The following is a 15,056-nucleotide window of genomic DNA, read 5'->3' as shown; positions in this document are numbered from 1 at the left end:
CCGCTCCAAGACAACTTCAAGACAACTCCAAGACAACTCCAAGACCACTTCTGCCAGCCCATTTGGAAGGGGACATGACCGAGCAGACGAACCGCCAGAAAATTGCGGCCGACGGCATCATGGCGCCGCTGCGGTACACCGTGTTCCGGCGCATCTGGCTCGCCAGCCTGCTCTCCAATCTCGGCCTGCTGATCCAAGGCGTGGGCGCCGCCTGGGCCATGACGCAGATGGCGGCCTCGGCGGACAAGGTGGCTCTGGTGCAGACCGCTCTGATGCTGCCGATCATGCTTATCTCGATGCCGGCCGGCGCCATCGCCGACATGTATGACCGCCGCATCGTGACACTGATCGCACTCATGATCGCGCTGACTGGCGCGACCGCGCTCACGGTCCTGGCCTGGCTCAACTACATTTCCCCGGAAACGCTGCTCGTCTTCTGCTTCGTCGTCGGCAGCGGCAACGCACTGTTCGGTCCGGCCTGGCAGTCCTCAGTCAGCGAGCAGGTGCCGCCCGATGCCCTGCCATCGGCCGTTGCGCTGAACGGCATCAGCTACAACATTGCGCGCAGCTTCGGTCCGGCGGTCGGTGGTGTCATCGTCGCCGCGCTCGGTGCGGTGGCGGCGTTTGCGTGCAATGCGATCCTCTATTTGCCGTTGCTGGTGGTGCTGCTGCTCTGGCGGCGCAACACCGAACCCTCGCGCCTGCCGCGGGAGAAGCTCAACCGCGCCATGGTGTCGGGCTTCCGCTACATCACCAATTCGCCGCCGATCAAGATCGTGCTGTTGCGCACGTTGGTGATGGGCCTGATTGGCGGCGCCATCATGGCGCTGATGCCGCTGGTCGCGCGCGATCTGCTGCATGGCGGCGCGCAGACCTACGGCATCATGCTCGGTGCCTTCGGGATGGGCGCCGTGGTCGGTGCGCTCAACATCCACGAATTGCGCAAGCGCATGAGCGGCGAAGCTGCGATCCGCGCCTGCACCATCTCGATGGCGTTTGCGATGGCCGCTCTTGCCGTGAGCACCGAGCCGGTGCTGACCGCGGCTGCACTGGTGCTCGCCGGCGCGGTCTGGATGGCCGCCATTGCGCTGTTCAATATCGGCGTGCAGCTTTCGGCGCCGCGCTGGGTCGCGGGCCGCTCGCTCGCGGCGTTCCAGGCCTCGATTTCCGGCGGCATCGCGATCGGCGCCTGGGGCTGGGGCCATCTCACGGACTATGCCGGGGTCGAGGTCGCGCTGCTGACGGCCGCCGGCCTGATGCTGATCTCGCCGGTGCTCGGGATCTGGCTCACGATGCCGCGCGTCGGCGCCCGCAACGAAGACGCCGACGTGCTGGCCGATCCGGAAGTCAAGCTGTCGCTCACGGCACGCAGCGGGCCGCTGGTGGTCGAGATCGAATACCGCGTCGCCCAAGAGAACGCCCGCGCCTTTCACAACGTGATGCAGGACGTGCAGCTCTCTCGGCAGCGCAACGGCGCCTATGGATGGTCGATCGCGCGCGACATCGCCGATCCCGAATTGTGGACCGAGCGCTACCACTGTCCGACCTGGCTCGACTATCTACGCCAGCGCAACCGTTCAACCCAGTCCGAACGCGCGCTGCATCAGGAGGCGATCGATTTCCACGTCGGCCCCGATCCGGTGCGGATCCGCCGCATGCTCGAGCGTCCGTTCGGCTCGGTGCGCTGGAAAGAGGAGACGCCGGACCAGGCAGCAAGTGAGGTGCTGCCCGTGGTCGCCACTGCGGCGGGAAGCAGCACGTAGGATTTTGCGAGTCCGTAACGACGTCTTATTGCCCGTGATCCGTCAGCACCTTGTCGCAGCCTTTGGTGAGCCGCGTACGGTTCTGCTTGAGGCAGGCGAGCACAGCCTGATCGCCATTGTTCATCACCGGGCGGCAGAAGCGCGTGACGTCGCGTGCGCAGGCGTCGTGACCGGGCTGCTGCGCTGACGCAGCCGATGCAAACAGGATCAATGGAATGATGAAAGGAAATCTGGTCATCGCGTAATGCCTCTTACCCGGAAGATGTGCGGGCGAAGCTAGAGCGACGATCCCGAGGCCGCAACGGCTTTATTGACAGGCGGGCCTGCGCCGCCGCGTGGCTCCGGCATTCACGCCGGGGCACATCGCGAGGGGAGCGAACCGACGCAACGAGCGATCGTTGCTGTTACTGACTGTCCTGGGCGTCAGCGACCTTGCGTGACGCGCCGCCCTTGGCGAGTTCCTTGTCCATCACGGTGCGGCAACCGGCGCTCAGATCCGAACGATGCTTCATCATGCACGCCGTGATCTTCGGGATGTTCGGGATTTCCGACGAACACAGGCGGAAGGCGTCGCCCGTGCACTGCTGCTGCGCTTCGGACGAGAAGGCGAAGCTGGAGCCGGTCGAGGCGATCGAGAGGATGGCGGCAAAGCCCAGAGCAAGGCTGGTGTCGCGGATCTTGCTACTCAAGGACCTGGTGTTCAGAGACTTGGTGTTCAGAGACTTGGTGTTCAGCGAGTTGGTCATTTGAAGCTCCCATTGGCACCGCTGGAAGCGGGCCCGTTGTTGATGGGATCGACCATGCTCCAGCAAAACAGTTTCCACTGTGATGACGGTCACGGGAGGCCCACCCTCTGTGACTATGGTCACGTTGGCGCACCTCCCTGAAATTCCTTCATATCCGCTGCCGTGTTGGTGTCACGTTAACTGTTCCTTCGCATTAATGGCTCGGCGAGCGGGAAATTCCGCCGGTTTGGTTGCGTAATTGGAAAGAATGGCGATGCGTAATGCGTTGGGCCTGATGCTGGCCAGTGTAGTTGCGGCGGTCGTGATTGCCGCTGGCGGTTGGTTTTATTATTCCTCGCGCGCCGACCAGGCCGCTCCCAAGACAATTGCCGCCCGTGCCGCCGATCCATTGCCGGCACAGGCGAAGCTCGCCGCCAAGGACGACGTCGCGACCACGGCGGCGATTGCGGCCAAGCCGGCAGCCGCCCCGGCGCCCGCACCCGCACCCGCACCGATGCCGGTGCAGCAAAAATCGACCTGCGCCAATCCCAACGCGCTCGGCGTCTCCCGGGTGGTCGAGATCGACACCACCGGCGGTCCGGGCTTCGGCTTCGATCATTTCAAGCAGTTCGACTTCCTCACCGACAAAGAGGTCGTGCTGACCTTCGATGACGGCCCCTGGCCGGTCAACACGCCCGCCGTCCTGAAGGCGCTCGCGGATGAATGCACCAAGGGCCTATTCTTCTCGGTCGGCAAGCATGCGACCTACCATCCGGAAATCCTGCGTCAGGTGCTGGCCCAGGGCCACACGGTCGGCGCGCACACCTGGTCGCACGTTAATCTGAACGGCAAGAAGATGACGGAGCAAATGGCCAAGGACGAGGTCGAGAAGGGCTTTAGCGCAGTGAGATTCGCGCTCGGCACCAACCCCGCACCGTTCTTCCGTTTCCCGCAGCTTCAGCACAATCCGGCGATCGTGAGCTATTTCGGCACGCGCAACGTCGCGATGTTCTCGACCGACATCGACTCCTTCGACTTCAGGAAGGGCGCGACGCCGGAGAAGATCATCGAGACCGTGATGACCAGGCTCGACAAGCTCGGCAAGGGCATCATCCTGATGCACGACTTCCAGAAGCACACCGGCGAAGCCATGCCGGCGCTGCTCGCGCGTCTCAAGGCCGGCGGCTACAAGATCGTGCAGATGAAGGCCAAGACGACCTTCCAGACGCTGCCGGAATATGACGAGGCGCTGCTGAAGGACCTGAAGGTGCCGACCTCGAGCTCGCGTCCGATCGGGAGCGTGGTGCAGACGGTTTCGCAGTAACGCGTCAGTCCGATCCAAACTCTTGCGTCATGGCCGGGCTTGTCCCGGCCATATGCTTTTTGAGAGCAGGCACTTACCAGTAGATGCCGTGGCGATGCAGCTCGCTGATGATGCGGCCTTCGGTCCAGCTGCGCTTGTGCTTCCGCTTGTCTGCCTTGGCCGTCGTCGTCGCGGCGGGTTGGGTCGTCGTCGCGGGCGCTGAGGCCGTGGTGGTCGTCGGTGTGGGTGTGGCGGCCGCCGCAGGCGGAGTGAGCGAAACCGCCGGCGGGCGATCGAGATATTTCGGAGCTTCGGCGGCTGGCGCTGCTTCGCTCACCTGCGTCGGCGCGGCAGCAAGCGCCGGCGCCGTTTGCTGAACCGAAGCCGGCTCGCTCACCGCGGACAGCGACAGGCTGCGCGGACCTCCAGCCTGGGCAGAGGCAGAGACCAGCACCATGGCGGCCACCAGAATGATCTTGCGCATATGAAATCTCCCCGTGTTTGGCGTGAGCTGGACACTAGGAGAGCCGCGCTCGGGGTAATGTGATGCGAATCACGCCGGCGGCATCCCTCGCATCTGTCATTGGCTACCGGCGAACGCTCAGCTCCCGGATCGCAAAACCGAGGTCGCGGGGATCGCCCGGAAAATGCGTGACGGCATTGGTGTCCAATTCGATCACGAGCGTCTCCTCGCTTGCGAATCGATCCAACGGAAATGACAACGGGCCTGCGGGCACGACGCCTTTGTAGATCTCACGTCCATTGATCTTGACCAGGAATTCGTTTCCGGAGATCGGCATGGGCCACAATTCGAGCTTCAACGTGCGCGCCGGCATCAACGGCTTGTTCGGAATCTCGAGGCGCGCGTTCGGCGATGCCCATTGAAGCGCACCGCCAGGGGTCATTTCCTTGCCGAAAAGGCCGCGCGTTGCGATCCCCGGCGGAGCTTCTGCGCCGACCTCAAGCACATTGCGTTGCCCATCCATGAATTCGCGCGAAGACCGGTCTGTGGCCACGGATATCAGCCGCTGCCCCGGATTGGCCGTGAGCCGTCCGGACGCCACCAGACAGTCGAACTTTTCAAAGCCTTCGGGAAAATACGGCCGCCCCGCCCTGTCGGGCCAGGACATGATTCGCGGCGCCGCCCAAGGCACACGAAGCTCCGCTGCGAGCCGGCGCAACAAATTGTGCATCATCGGATTCGCAACATCGATGACAAGTCCGTTGCAGCTCTTGATGTCCGCCGACAGGCGATTGTAGTCCCAGTCGAGAGACGTCGCCTTTTGCGCGTTGACCTGCGCGGCGGCGGTCGGAAGACCCGGAAGACCCGCGCCCACCACTTGCATCACCAGCAGCGGCCGCAATATGCCGAGGCCGAGGTGAACAGCCACGACGACGGCAACGGCGGCAACGGCGCCTGGATTCCACCGCTTCGCAGCCAAGGGAGCCAAGGGAGCAACGACAAGAGTGAAGAGCATCGGCATCGCCATGGCCAGGCCCTTGCCCGCGGCCCAACCATGACCGGCCGCGAGGATGGCAATGGGTACGAGGCATCCGGCAAGGCTGCCTGCCAGGAGTCGAGCAGCGCTTCCGTCCGGATCGGCGCGCCAGATCGTCCACGCTGTTCTTGCAATCCCCCTCAACAGCACGAACAGAAAGCCATAGAGCAGCAATTTCCACGCGACCGCCGCGGCGACGGGCCAACCCGCCGACGGCAGCACCGCATAGAGGCCGAGACCCGCAAGCGCGGATTCGACGGGCAATGAGAACCAGGCGTTCGCCAGTTCTCCGATACGACTGTCGGGACTGGTGATGACAGCGAGAAAGTTCGCGTCGCTGCCAAATAGGTAACGCTGATAGTACTTCCACCAGTCGGGCGGGTTGATCGCTGCATGACTCAGCTGGCGGACGACATAGGCAACCGTGCCGGACCAGAGCGGGATGCACGCGAGCAGCGATATTCCCACACCCGCCGCCAAGCCTGACGCAGCCACGGGCAAGGCCTTGCGCGAGGCGCGTTGCCAGCAGCCCATCGCGGCCGCAACCGCCGCGGCGGGACCGTAGATCGTCAGCGATTCCGGGTAGAGAAAGAACGCGCCTGTCATCAAGGCCGCAAAGACCGCTCCCAACCGCATGATCGAGCCGGGCATCTGCCCAAAGCGATTGTGGTCGAAGGCGAAAGCCACGAATGCGAGCAGCAGCAGGAAGATCGGCTGCGTCGCAAGTTGCGACCATGCGTTGATGTCGAAGACGTACTGCTCGAAGAATCCGATCGTAAGCGCCGCGGCGCACGCAAACCCCAGCCAGCGCCGCATCGAGAGCGCATTGACAAAGACGAACAGCGCCGCAAACAGCATGTTGAGCTGCATGCCGACCATATACGGATAGGCGCAATCGACGACATCGCCGCGACTGATGGCGGCGATTGCCGCATGGATCATCGACACGGCGCCGCGATAGTCGACGAACTTCAGCGCCATCACTGAAATTGGATTGGAGTTCGTCTCGTCGGCGCTCTGGACTGCCAGGGTTGCGTGGTCGAGCACCCGATACGAAACCGAGGAGCCCACGTACAGCATGTGATCGTAGACGTTGGCCTGGAAAACGCGGAAGCGCGCGCCTCCGGTCCAGCCGGGAGCAAGACACACCATCGCAATCGCCGCGACCGCTATCGCCATCGCAAGCCGGCGTCCGAACGATGGCTCGGGCCGCCGACGCAGCGCCGGAAAGCGCATTGCGGCGGCAATGACAAGACCGGCGATTGCCATCGCAAGCAACGTCACCCATGGAGCGACGCCGGAGAGATACAGGACCGCGGTTCCTGCGGCGAGAAGGCCGAAGCCAAGCGGCGGCGCGAGCGCCCAGCGCACAGCAAACTGGTCCGACGGCAGAAGCAGGGAGAACGGAAGACCAATGGCGCCGCTCGTGAGCGCGACGAGCCCAACCACCAGGATATCGTGCATGCTGCCTCGCGCCGCCGCATTGCCTTTAGTTTCGGCCGTCCGGACGCGCTGTCAATCCAAGGCAAATGACCAAAGCGCGCAGCACGCGGGCCGCGAAGCATTGTCAGCTTCATGCATGATTTGGGATATTTCGACCTGGAGCAGAAAACCCTGCAACGTCTCGACTTAGGTCCGTTCCGTCACCAAAATCTTCGGGCCGGACGCTGGGGCGCTGGTGCCGCAAGAGGGATTCGAACCCCCGACCCCGTCATTACGAAGCCCGAATTCGCAGTGTCCCAGACGTGGCCTCAAATTCACGCCAATGCACAATGATTGCGTCTCCGGACGCGTCCGAAAGGGATTCACATATACGTCCCGAATGAACGCGGCGACATTGTAGGGATGACAACGGAATAGGAGCAAACTGAAGAAACAGCAACCGCCCTGTAACCTAGCAATGATCTGCGTAAGCTAGGGAAGGGGGCATCTAAGCTTGCATGACGTAAGTGCATCTCTTGGGCCGCCAAGCGTCGCTCGAAAGCTGGTCGAGCTTCGAGTTCCGGCGATCTCCGTTGCTCAATTTGAGCGGCTGCAGAAAGCGCTTGCCGGGCAATTGTGAATGGCGGACTTCCCGCTTTTGCCTATAATGTGGACGACGACACTGCGCCCCCTATCCTCCCAGCTCGCCACCTGATCCAGCGACAAAAATTTGTTGGCAAAGATGGTGACGTGACTCGCCTAGTTTGGGCCTACCCCGTTGATGGCGACGCGGGACTGGAGTGGCGCAACGAAATCCGGATCGGCGGCTTTGCAGATGTTTGTGCGGTCGAGCACCTGATTTCAATCAATTCGGTGGACTACACGATCATTCCAGCCCAGGTGCTGCTAGGATCTCCCGGAGTAATTCGGCGTCTTTGTTCCGAACATGACGTTCGGATCGGAGAAATGAACCTCACCGCCAAGTCTTACGAACTTGGGACGGCCAACGTGCACGATTTCGTCGAATTTCTTCAAAGTCCCGAGCGTCGCCTCCCTGTTGTTCTCGTTTCACCTTACGTAAATGGCGATCCCTCTCCGCTTGATCGGAATGCCATGGCCCAACGTCTTGCCGGCGTGGCAGTAGTGGTTCATTTCAAAGATCCGGAAGCCACGTGGGATGTAGCTGATGCGGTTGGCAGGAGCATGTCCTGCTTTGATGGAGCAGCTCGCCTTTATTGGCCGGGATTCTCGCCGGACCAAGACCCTCGAAGACATCGTCTCTACTTGGGGGCAAGAATGCGCGAGACAGGAGGGCCTTTGATCGCGCGATCGATCGAACGATCCATCTTCGCCGTAGCTGCCTTTCGGTTTGTCCCTGATCCGCGCCTAAACGACATCGTCCGAGAAGCGGAGCAAAACGAACGTCACCAGCGACTTGAGGTTCAGAAAGCTTCGAGTGGCATCGATTGGGAAGACATCTCTATACACTTAGACGAGGATCTTGCTAACGCCACTCAGAAGATCAGCGATTTGGAATCGGAAATAAGAAATCTCAAGGTCAATCAGCAGATTCTATTCTCTGAACGACTTGAAGAACCCGCGGAAATCGATGCAGCACCTGAACAGGTGGGAGCGCCGACTTCGGTGGAAGAGGCCTGCACTAGAGCGAAGGACTTTATGCACCTCATTGTCTTAGACGCCGCGATCGACGCGGCGCGAAGCAGCCCCTACAAGCGTCCAGCAGACATCTTGGAGGCGCTAATCAGTCTGGACGAAATCGCCGCAGGCGGCATCGGAGGCAACCTCCTTCAGAAATTGAAGGATCGTGGCTGGGGAAAGCGTAGCAGCATGCATATCTCTGCTACCACTAAGGCAAATTACGGCAAGTACTATCAATTCGAGTACGCCGGCAAGAAGCATTACTTTGAGCCGCATATCACCCTCGGTTCGGGTGACGCCAACTCCTGCGCATCCATTCATTTCATCGGAGATCACAAGGTCGGAAAATTCGTCATCGGCCATGTCGGGAGGCATTTGCCAAATACAAACACATGATGCCGAAGCATTGCCGAGCTAATGGCAAGGAGAGCCGAAGCAGCGCCGCAGCGAAGCCATTAGTCCTTCAGCCGGTTCCGCAACGGTCTCGTCCGGCCGTATCGACCAACGGGACAATCCTTACGCCCTTCCGACCCTCAAAGCTCTGGGACCGAACGGACGACTCAGCGTATTGATGAGACTCGCCCGCCTAGCATGATCTCCTAGCGCGGCTTTAGAAATTTCTCGTTCCTTGACGATCCAACTCGATGTTGCTGCGCGACCCGAGCGCAGGAGAAGCTGAGGGCGCGCTCTCGGCGATACGACAACAGGTCAGCACCGACCTCCATCCCCGGTCAGAGCGCGGACTAGTGCAGGATTACCTGACCAAATGGCGTGCCGCTTACGATTATCGTGGCAAAGGCTCCACTTTCGACCGAGCGCAGGAAATTAGTTCAATCTATGAACAGGGAGCTCCAATCGCATCGACGGTGGACGGCCGTTTCAGCTGAATTCATACTGGAAATGCGCAAAATTGTTTCATAATGCAATTATTTCGCACGGCGGTCGGCTAAAGGCTTAAAATCTGGTTGAAACTTTCCTTCAGCGAGTGCGGAGACTTTGGGGAGCACGACTCATCGTGCAAAATGACCGCGTCGTGACCGCCTATCGGCGTTCTGAAAAGCAAGCCGGCAAACTGTTGCGGCACCGATACGCTAAATGCGCCGATGAGAACTAGGAGACCACCCTTTTTTATCTAGTCACGAATTAGACAGATGGCTTTTGCGACAAAGAGCAACCTCTTTTATAGGCGGATACAATGTATAAACCTGGCGGAACGATTGCGGCGGCTCTCAGCCGTATTCAACAAACCGTTTACGTTTTGCCTGCCATCCAACGCGAATTCGTCTGGAAGCCAGACCAGATCGAACGCTTATTCGACAGTTTAATGCAGGGGTATCCATTCGGTACCTTTCTGTTTTGGAAGGTCGATGCGTCGACGAGCGGAAAGTTTAAGTTCTACGATTTCGTTCTCAACTATCATCAGCGCGACGCTGCCCACTGCCCTGAACTACCAGCGCTCCACAATCAGGCAGTGACCGCTGTCTTGGACGGTCAGCAACGGTTGACCGCCCTTAATATCGGCCTTCGAGGCTCGATGGCGATAAAGCAACCCAATAAGTGGTGGACAAATCCTGATGCGTTCCCGAAGAGGACGTTAAGGCTCAACCTTCTTTCATCGGGCCAGCCGGATGAGGACGGGATCATCTTTGATTTCCGGTTTCTGGACGACCTGCAGGCTACCCGAAGCGCTGACGCCTTTTGGTTCAAGGTCCCTGATATACTCGGAATGAGCAGCGGTCCGGCAATGCTGGAGGCCCTAATGGCGCAACAACTCGCCGGAGCTGAACTTCAACGCGCCTACAAGGCGGTTGATCGACTACATCGCGTAATTCATACCGAACCTCTAATCCACTACTATGAAGAAGAAGCACAAGATGTTGAGCGCGTCCTGAACATCTTCATCCGCTTAAATTCAGGCGGGACGGTTCTCTCTTATTCTGATCTTCTCCTGAGCATTGCAGTAGCGCAGTGGGATACGGTCGATGCGCGAGCAGCGATTCACAAGCTGGTCGATGAACTGAATAGGATTGGAACGGGATTTGATCTAAGCCAGGACTTCGTGTTGAAGGCAGGTCTCATGCTCGCCGACATCGCCAGTGTCGGATTTAAAGTTGAGAACTTCACGCGGGCCAATATGGCCACGCTTGAAGCAAATTGGCCGGCTATTCGAACTGCCCTGGTCAGAACTGTAGAACTTGCCGCGAGCTTCGGCCTGAATGGTCAGACTCTTCGCGCGGATAGCGCTCTGCTGCCAGTCGCTTACTACCTTTATTCCCGGTCTGCTCCTGAGAATTACGTTACGCACGGACAATTCGCGAATGACCGGGAGACGATCAGACAATGGCTAGTTCGTTCGCTTTTGAAAGCATCAGGGATCTGGGGCAGCGGCCTCGACACCCTGCTAACGGCCTTGCGCGACGTGATAAAGAACAATTCTAAAACTTCGTTTCCGGCGCGCGCTCTTATGGACGCAATGGAGGCACGCGGCAAGTCTCTCTCATTTGCTCCTGCTGAAATTGAAGATATCCTTTCTATGGAATATGGCGACAAGCGTCTATTTGGACTGCTATCTCTGATGTTCACTTTCGTCGATCTGCGAAACCAGTTCCACATTGATCACATCTTTCCCATATCCCGCTTCACGGCGACACGCCTGAGAAGAGTCGGCATTCCAGAAGCCGACATTGAGCAAATCGCATCATTGGCGAATGAGCTGCCCAATCTCCAACTTTTGGAAGGATCTGCTAATGTTGAAAAGCGGGCTGCCATGCCGACCGACTGGTTGAACGCACGTTTCCCGACCGACGGGGATCGCGACCATTACCGAGCAATTCATCTTCTGGGAACTGTGCCCAGTGAGATTCAAGGATGCGAAGCATTCTGGTCCGCACGCAAAGAGCAGCTTCGTAAAAAGATCTCTGACGTCCTCAATCAACAGCCAGGCGCAGATGCATCCTAATGTACAGATTCATTTCCGTCAGAAAGTTGCTCCCGCCTGAGGAAACGATTTTAGACCGTTCGTGCTATCATAGCTACCGCAGGCGTTTGACCTAGCAATGAAGCACAAGCAACCACAAGGTCGCTACAAGAAGGAGAAGCGACAAACCACCTCGGCAACATTTGCCTGAAAGCGGTCTACTCGGCGCAAAGGGCAACTTCGGGCAGCAGAACAAAAGACAAAATTCAACGATATCAGTAAAGGCGATATACCCGATTCATTCATGTTCCGAGACGCTCGACGGCCCACACCGAAATTGTGGAAGCGGGTGTTTGCCGGCGGATGCAGTTGCCTCCCGAACACGTTCTGGTCAGCTGATAGCGGCTATGCTCATGTGTGCTCCACTCATTCGCGTGCGAGGGATAGCAATCAGCGCGGACAGAATGGGGTATTCTTCATGAGGCACATTCCCGACAGGGAGATCCGCAATCGCACGGGCGCCTCGGACGGTTTGATGAGGCCGGCCGGGGTGCGCGGGGCCGACCGTGCTGCGTCGACAAATCGGAGAGGGGTCGTCTGCCCAGGAAGAGGCGTTCGGAACGGGCTAAGGCCCCTCAAATGCTCCGGGTGGTCGCATGGTCACCCTGGCGGATTGACGTATTTGTTCCGGTTCCCAAAACACCTTGTCACCAACTGCGTCACAGCTCCTCAAGCCGGGTCCAACCGGCTTTCTCCTCTCTCTTACTTCCTCTTCTGACGGGGTGTGACGGAGTGACGGAGCAAGCGGCGGCGGCGAAAGAAGACGCAGCTATCCGCCGTCCTGGTCCGGCACACGCCTCCGACCCCGTCAAGCCCGTCACACTTCGTCAGAATGTCGGTCGGACGGGTTCAGCGGCCCTGTCAGAATCCCACCTCTCCGTCCCCGTCTACGATTTTAGTACTTGCGCTGCGGGTGAGTGTTGAAGCTGGTGTTATCATCATCCTGCCACTCGGACAGTTCTGGGTATTGCCACTTCCATCCCGGGTACTTTTCCTCCCACCGCGCGCGACACTCGGCCAAAGGCGGAAACTGCCAGCCTCGAACCTGACTGTTCCGCCAGGGCGTACACCCCCATTGCTTGAGATGGCTGGCCAAGACCTGCTCATCCAAATGTCGCAGGGCCGTCTGCTCGCGCGCGATGTCGTACAGACCATTTCGCGGATTGCGGCCATCAACGTCCGGTTTGGAGCGCGACAGTGCTCGACTCGGATGATCTACACCGAATCCCTCCGGCAAAAGACCATCTTCGAAAAACTTAAGCAACCAAGCGTCAAGCGGCTTGATGCTGCGCTCCTGTTGCTTACGCAGGGCCTCGGTCATCGGAATGTTGCGTGGGTGCCATCCTCCCACGTCAAGCCGGAGCAGATCGTACAGCAAAGCCGCGTATCCTCCATTTTCCATTTGCTCATACAGCGGCTCGAACCAAGACTTGTCTTGCCGCTTGCCCTCTGACACTTGGAATATGGCATAACGCCGCTCGTGCTCCCCGGCCGGAACTACCCAATCCTCATTCGAAGCCATCAAAACGTGGAGCATGTTTGGAACGGTAACGCCGTCCCGTCCTTTTGCTTCAATAAATAAGGTTGGCTCCGTTATGAGCCGCTTTAGATTCCCTTCTGCGGCCTTGTCACCCGGCCAGTAGGCTTCGTCAGCAAAAAGGAAGCAGACGTCGCGTAGATGTGCATTAAAGCGGCCGGCAAGATGATCTGCAGATGAGATGTGTGTCGCATGCTGTCCAAAAATGCGGACTAAGGCGTTCCCAAGGGTACCCTTGCCAACTCCCCGGCCGCCCTTCAGCACCAACGCTACCTCAGCTCGGTCAGCAGGATGCTGTACCGTCCAAGCTAACCAGTTCAGAATGTATGTTTCCGCATTCGGATCACCTGCAGCGATCACCTCGGTGACATGTTGCCGAAGGCGAGACCAGTCTCCTGGTTTTGGCTCCTCACCCCAATTCTGCCAAAGATTAAGTCGGCCATCTACCACCGCCTGACGTAAATCTGGCCGAAACGTCAGTCCCAAATAAGTTCGACGTTCTGGATGGCTGGTCCACCAGTTTCCGAGGGGGACCGGCTTTCCGTCCTCACCAAAAGTATGCTCGTTCTTGAAGTAATTATGAAAGTCGCCGAAAGACAGAAAGGTTGGTACCGAACGTCTGTGAACTACCGTTCCCTGCTTCAGTTGGTCCTGCGGGTCGAAACGCAGTATGCGTGTCTTCCCACCATCTTGCACGACGCAATACTCGGCATTTAGACGCGCGAGCTGATCATCTGCCGACTGGCTCTTTGGCACATTAAGCACCGAGCGAACAACGCCCGCTACTTCCCGGTTTGACAGCCGTCCATCCGCGAAATTTTCGTGCAACCCAACGTTCCCGTCTACATTTGCCGCGTGAATGGCCGCAGCGACCTCCTTATCGGTTTTGCCAAGCGCTTGGAGCCGACAACCCAGCGCGAATAGCGCGCCATTCCGACCTTCTTCTGCCTTGCTTGAGCGCGTACGTTTGAGTCCGCTTAAGCGCTCCAGGAGCCATGTCCAGGCCTCCGGCACAGTCCGGATTTCGGTCGGCAAATCCGGCAATTTTTCACCGGTGACGGTAAAATACCGCTTGTCGACGTACACCTCGATCTGCGGGCGTTTGCCTTCCACTCGATCTCCCGGCATTTTCGCGACATTGCCGCACGCAAGTTGGGACGGAGCGCCAAGAGCAAAGATTTTGACCCCGGTACCGCTAGGGCTAACTTCGCAGTAACTGCCGAATTTTTGGATCACTTCGTTAGCCCAATTGGTCAACCTGCCGGTTCTTACGTCGCGGCACGCATCAAGATCTATTCCGCCAAGGCCATCTCCTGTGAAGACGATCCCCCAGGAGCTCTTGCGACACTGGTCAAAGTGCCCCCAAGTTTTAGGGTCACTGGACGACGCCCTTGAGCGTTTACCAGGCGTGTACGGCACCTTCCTTGTGTTTTCGTCGTGCCATTCAACCCAGCGACGCATGTTAATGAAATCGCCAAAGGCATTGGCGATGAGGAGTAGTGCGTTCTCGTCAGCATTCGGATTCATGTGTCCTCCAGAATTGGAGGGGCTATAGTCGTCAAAATGCGATAGCGGCCTTCCGCCGCGATGCTTACGATCTTGGCGGAGCGCCTCGACATCAACCGAAATTCTTCCTGACCGTACCCCTTGCGTCGAGCCAAATCGCGCCTACTCTTCCCCGATCCGAGTTTCGCAATTTTAAAAGGAGGAGCGTGATGAACGGGGATACTAGTTGGGAAGTTCAACGTTGGCAGATCGCGATCGAAAAGGATCGCGCAGGGCTGATCAAGCTTCTGCGTTCAGGTGATGCAATGCCGGAAGTTGCGCGCCAAAGGCTTGCTGACGAGTTTGAAAATAAGAGTAGGCACGTCGAAGCTGCTGCAGACGCAGAGCTCTATCAGGAATTCGTTTCCGATTTTAAGAGCTCGCCTCACCGACTCGCGGGCCCGATTACAAAATCTGAAACCGATCGTGCGGTCAAAGTGATGCAAGAGCGTACGAAAGCCGAGGGAAGGGCGAACGTCAGGCCGGATGGAAGAAAGGCAGCAACAATGCTGCGTGACGAACAAACTCGGGCCTACGCTGCCTACTACGGCCTGAACTTCCGACGCTTCAAAAACGTCATGGATGGCAAGGACGGCTCTGCTAACAGAATGAAACGCTAGGCTCCA

General features: G+C 58.7%; 12 protein-coding genes. 7 read left to right on the top strand and 5 right to left on the bottom strand.

The features are described 5' to 3' along the window. Positions 1–74: 74 nt before the first annotated feature. The gene (locus IVB41_RS09250; protein ID WP_027566314.1) at positions 75–1,763 is read left to right on the top strand and encodes an MFS transporter; all 1,689 of its coding nucleotides are present in this window, start codon (positions 75–77) and stop codon (positions 1,761–1,763) included. A gap of 25 nt (positions 1,764–1,788) precedes the next feature. Here IVB41_RS09250 and IVB41_RS09245 read toward each other — a convergent pair whose 3' ends face one another. Together IVB41_RS09245 and IVB41_RS09240 are read right to left on the bottom strand one after the other, a co-directional pair. Further along, on the bottom strand, positions 1,789–2,001 hold the full coding sequence (locus tag IVB41_RS09245; RefSeq protein WP_247430085.1) for a hypothetical protein: 213 nt from the start codon (positions 1,999–2,001) through the stop codon (positions 1,789–1,791). 166 nt (positions 2,002–2,167) lie between these two features. Further along, positions 2,168–2,509 carry a hypothetical protein gene (locus tag IVB41_RS09240; protein ID WP_247430204.1) on the bottom strand — a complete coding sequence of 114 codons (342 nt, stop codon included), beginning with the start codon at positions 2,507–2,509 and terminating at the stop codon, positions 2,168–2,170. Between the two features lie 253 nt (positions 2,510–2,762). Here IVB41_RS09240 and IVB41_RS09235 point away from each other — a divergent pair, with 253 nt between their 5' ends. Continuing rightward, a complete protein-coding gene (locus tag IVB41_RS09235) occupies positions 2,763–3,812 on the top strand; it encodes a polysaccharide deacetylase family protein (RefSeq protein WP_247430082.1) in 1,050 nt (349 codons plus the stop codon). 73 nt (positions 3,813–3,885) lie between these two features. Here the strand turns inward: IVB41_RS09235 and IVB41_RS09230 are convergent, their stop codons facing one another. Together IVB41_RS09230 and IVB41_RS09225 are read right to left on the bottom strand one after the other, a co-directional pair. Further along, positions 3,886–4,275 carry a hypothetical protein gene (locus tag IVB41_RS09230; protein WP_247430079.1) on the bottom strand — a complete coding sequence of 130 codons (390 nt, stop codon included), beginning with the start codon at positions 4,273–4,275 and terminating at the stop codon, positions 3,886–3,888. Between the two features lie 103 nt (positions 4,276–4,378). After that, complete coding sequence (locus tag IVB41_RS09225; protein WP_247430076.1) at positions 4,379–6,148, bottom strand: hypothetical protein; 1,770 nt, start codon at positions 6,146–6,148, stop codon at positions 4,379–4,381. Positions 6,149–6,325: 177 nt separating this feature from the next. On the opposite strand from IVB41_RS09225, the gene IVB41_RS09220 reads away from it, so the two are divergent. From IVB41_RS09220 to IVB41_RS09205, 4 genes are all read left to right on the top strand, one after another. Continuing rightward, positions 6,326–6,823, top strand: coding sequence for a hypothetical protein (locus tag IVB41_RS09220; protein WP_155809507.1), 498 nt, complete (start codon positions 6,326–6,328; stop codon positions 6,821–6,823). A 558-nt stretch (positions 6,824–7,381) separates the two neighbouring features. After that, positions 7,382–8,767 (top strand): hypothetical protein, encoded by a 1,386-nt coding sequence (locus tag IVB41_RS09215; protein WP_247430073.1) that lies wholly within the window; start codon positions 7,382–7,384, stop codon positions 8,765–8,767. Between the two features lie 248 nt (positions 8,768–9,015). Then, entirely contained in the window at positions 9,016–9,258 is a 243-nt protein-coding gene (locus IVB41_RS09210; RefSeq protein WP_247430070.1) for a hypothetical protein, read from the top strand. Between the two features lie 308 nt (positions 9,259–9,566). Then, positions 9,567–11,330, top strand: coding sequence for a DUF262 domain-containing protein (locus IVB41_RS09205; RefSeq protein ID WP_247430067.1), 1,764 nt, complete (start codon positions 9,567–9,569; stop codon positions 11,328–11,330). A gap of 913 nt (positions 11,331–12,243) precedes the next feature. Here the strand turns inward: IVB41_RS09205 and IVB41_RS09200 are convergent. Beyond that, positions 12,244–14,412, bottom strand: a complete 2,169-nt coding sequence (locus IVB41_RS09200) for a DUF5906 domain-containing protein (RefSeq protein WP_247430062.1) — start codon at positions 14,410–14,412, stop codon at positions 12,244–12,246. 188 nt (positions 14,413–14,600) lie between these two features. On the opposite strand from IVB41_RS09200, the gene IVB41_RS09195 reads away from it, so the two are divergent. After that, positions 14,601–15,050: a hypothetical protein gene (locus IVB41_RS09195; protein WP_247430059.1), complete on the top strand. Its 450-nt coding sequence runs from the start codon at positions 14,601–14,603 to the stop codon at positions 15,048–15,050. Positions 15,051–15,056: the final 6 nt, after the last annotated feature.

Source organism: Bradyrhizobium sp. 44, assembly GCF_023073095.1.
In the GTDB taxonomy this organism is placed as follows: Bacteria; Pseudomonadota; Alphaproteobacteria; order Rhizobiales; family Xanthobacteraceae; genus Bradyrhizobium.
Note: the sequence above shows the minus strand (reverse complement) of the source record. Positions and strands in the feature narration are given on the sequence as shown.

Excerpts from the sequence above, each read along its gene's own strand:
- IVB41_RS09235 (WP_247430082.1), top strand. The coding sequence starts at position 2,763 with ATGCGTAATGCGTTGGGCCTGATGCTGGCCAGTGTAGTTGCGGCGGTC.
- IVB41_RS09225 (WP_247430076.1), bottom strand. The coding sequence starts at position 6,148 with ATGCTGTTTGCGGCGCTGTTCGTCTTTGTCAATGCGCTCTCGATGCGG.
- IVB41_RS09200 (WP_247430062.1), bottom strand. The coding sequence starts at position 14,412 with ATGAATCCGAATGCTGACGAGAACGCACTACTCCTCATCGCCAATGCC.
- IVB41_RS09205 (WP_247430067.1), top strand. The coding sequence starts at position 9,567 with ATGTATAAACCTGGCGGAACGATTGCGGCGGCTCTCAGCCGTATTCAA.
- IVB41_RS09250 (WP_027566314.1), top strand. The coding sequence starts at position 75 with ATGACCGAGCAGACGAACCGCCAGAAAATTGCGGCCGACGGCATCATG.
- IVB41_RS09240 (WP_247430204.1), bottom strand. The coding sequence starts at position 2,509 with ATGACCAACTCGCTGAACACCAAGTCTCTGAACACCAAGTCTCTGAAC.
- IVB41_RS09245 (WP_247430085.1), bottom strand. The coding sequence starts at position 2,001 with ATGACCAGATTTCCTTTCATCATTCCATTGATCCTGTTTGCATCGGCT.
- IVB41_RS09195 (WP_247430059.1), top strand. The coding sequence starts at position 14,601 with ATGAACGGGGATACTAGTTGGGAAGTTCAACGTTGGCAGATCGCGATC.
- IVB41_RS09230 (WP_247430079.1), bottom strand. The coding sequence starts at position 4,275 with ATGCGCAAGATCATTCTGGTGGCCGCCATGGTGCTGGTCTCTGCCTCT.
- IVB41_RS09210 (WP_247430070.1), top strand. The coding sequence starts at position 9,016 with ATGTTGCTGCGCGACCCGAGCGCAGGAGAAGCTGAGGGCGCGCTCTCG.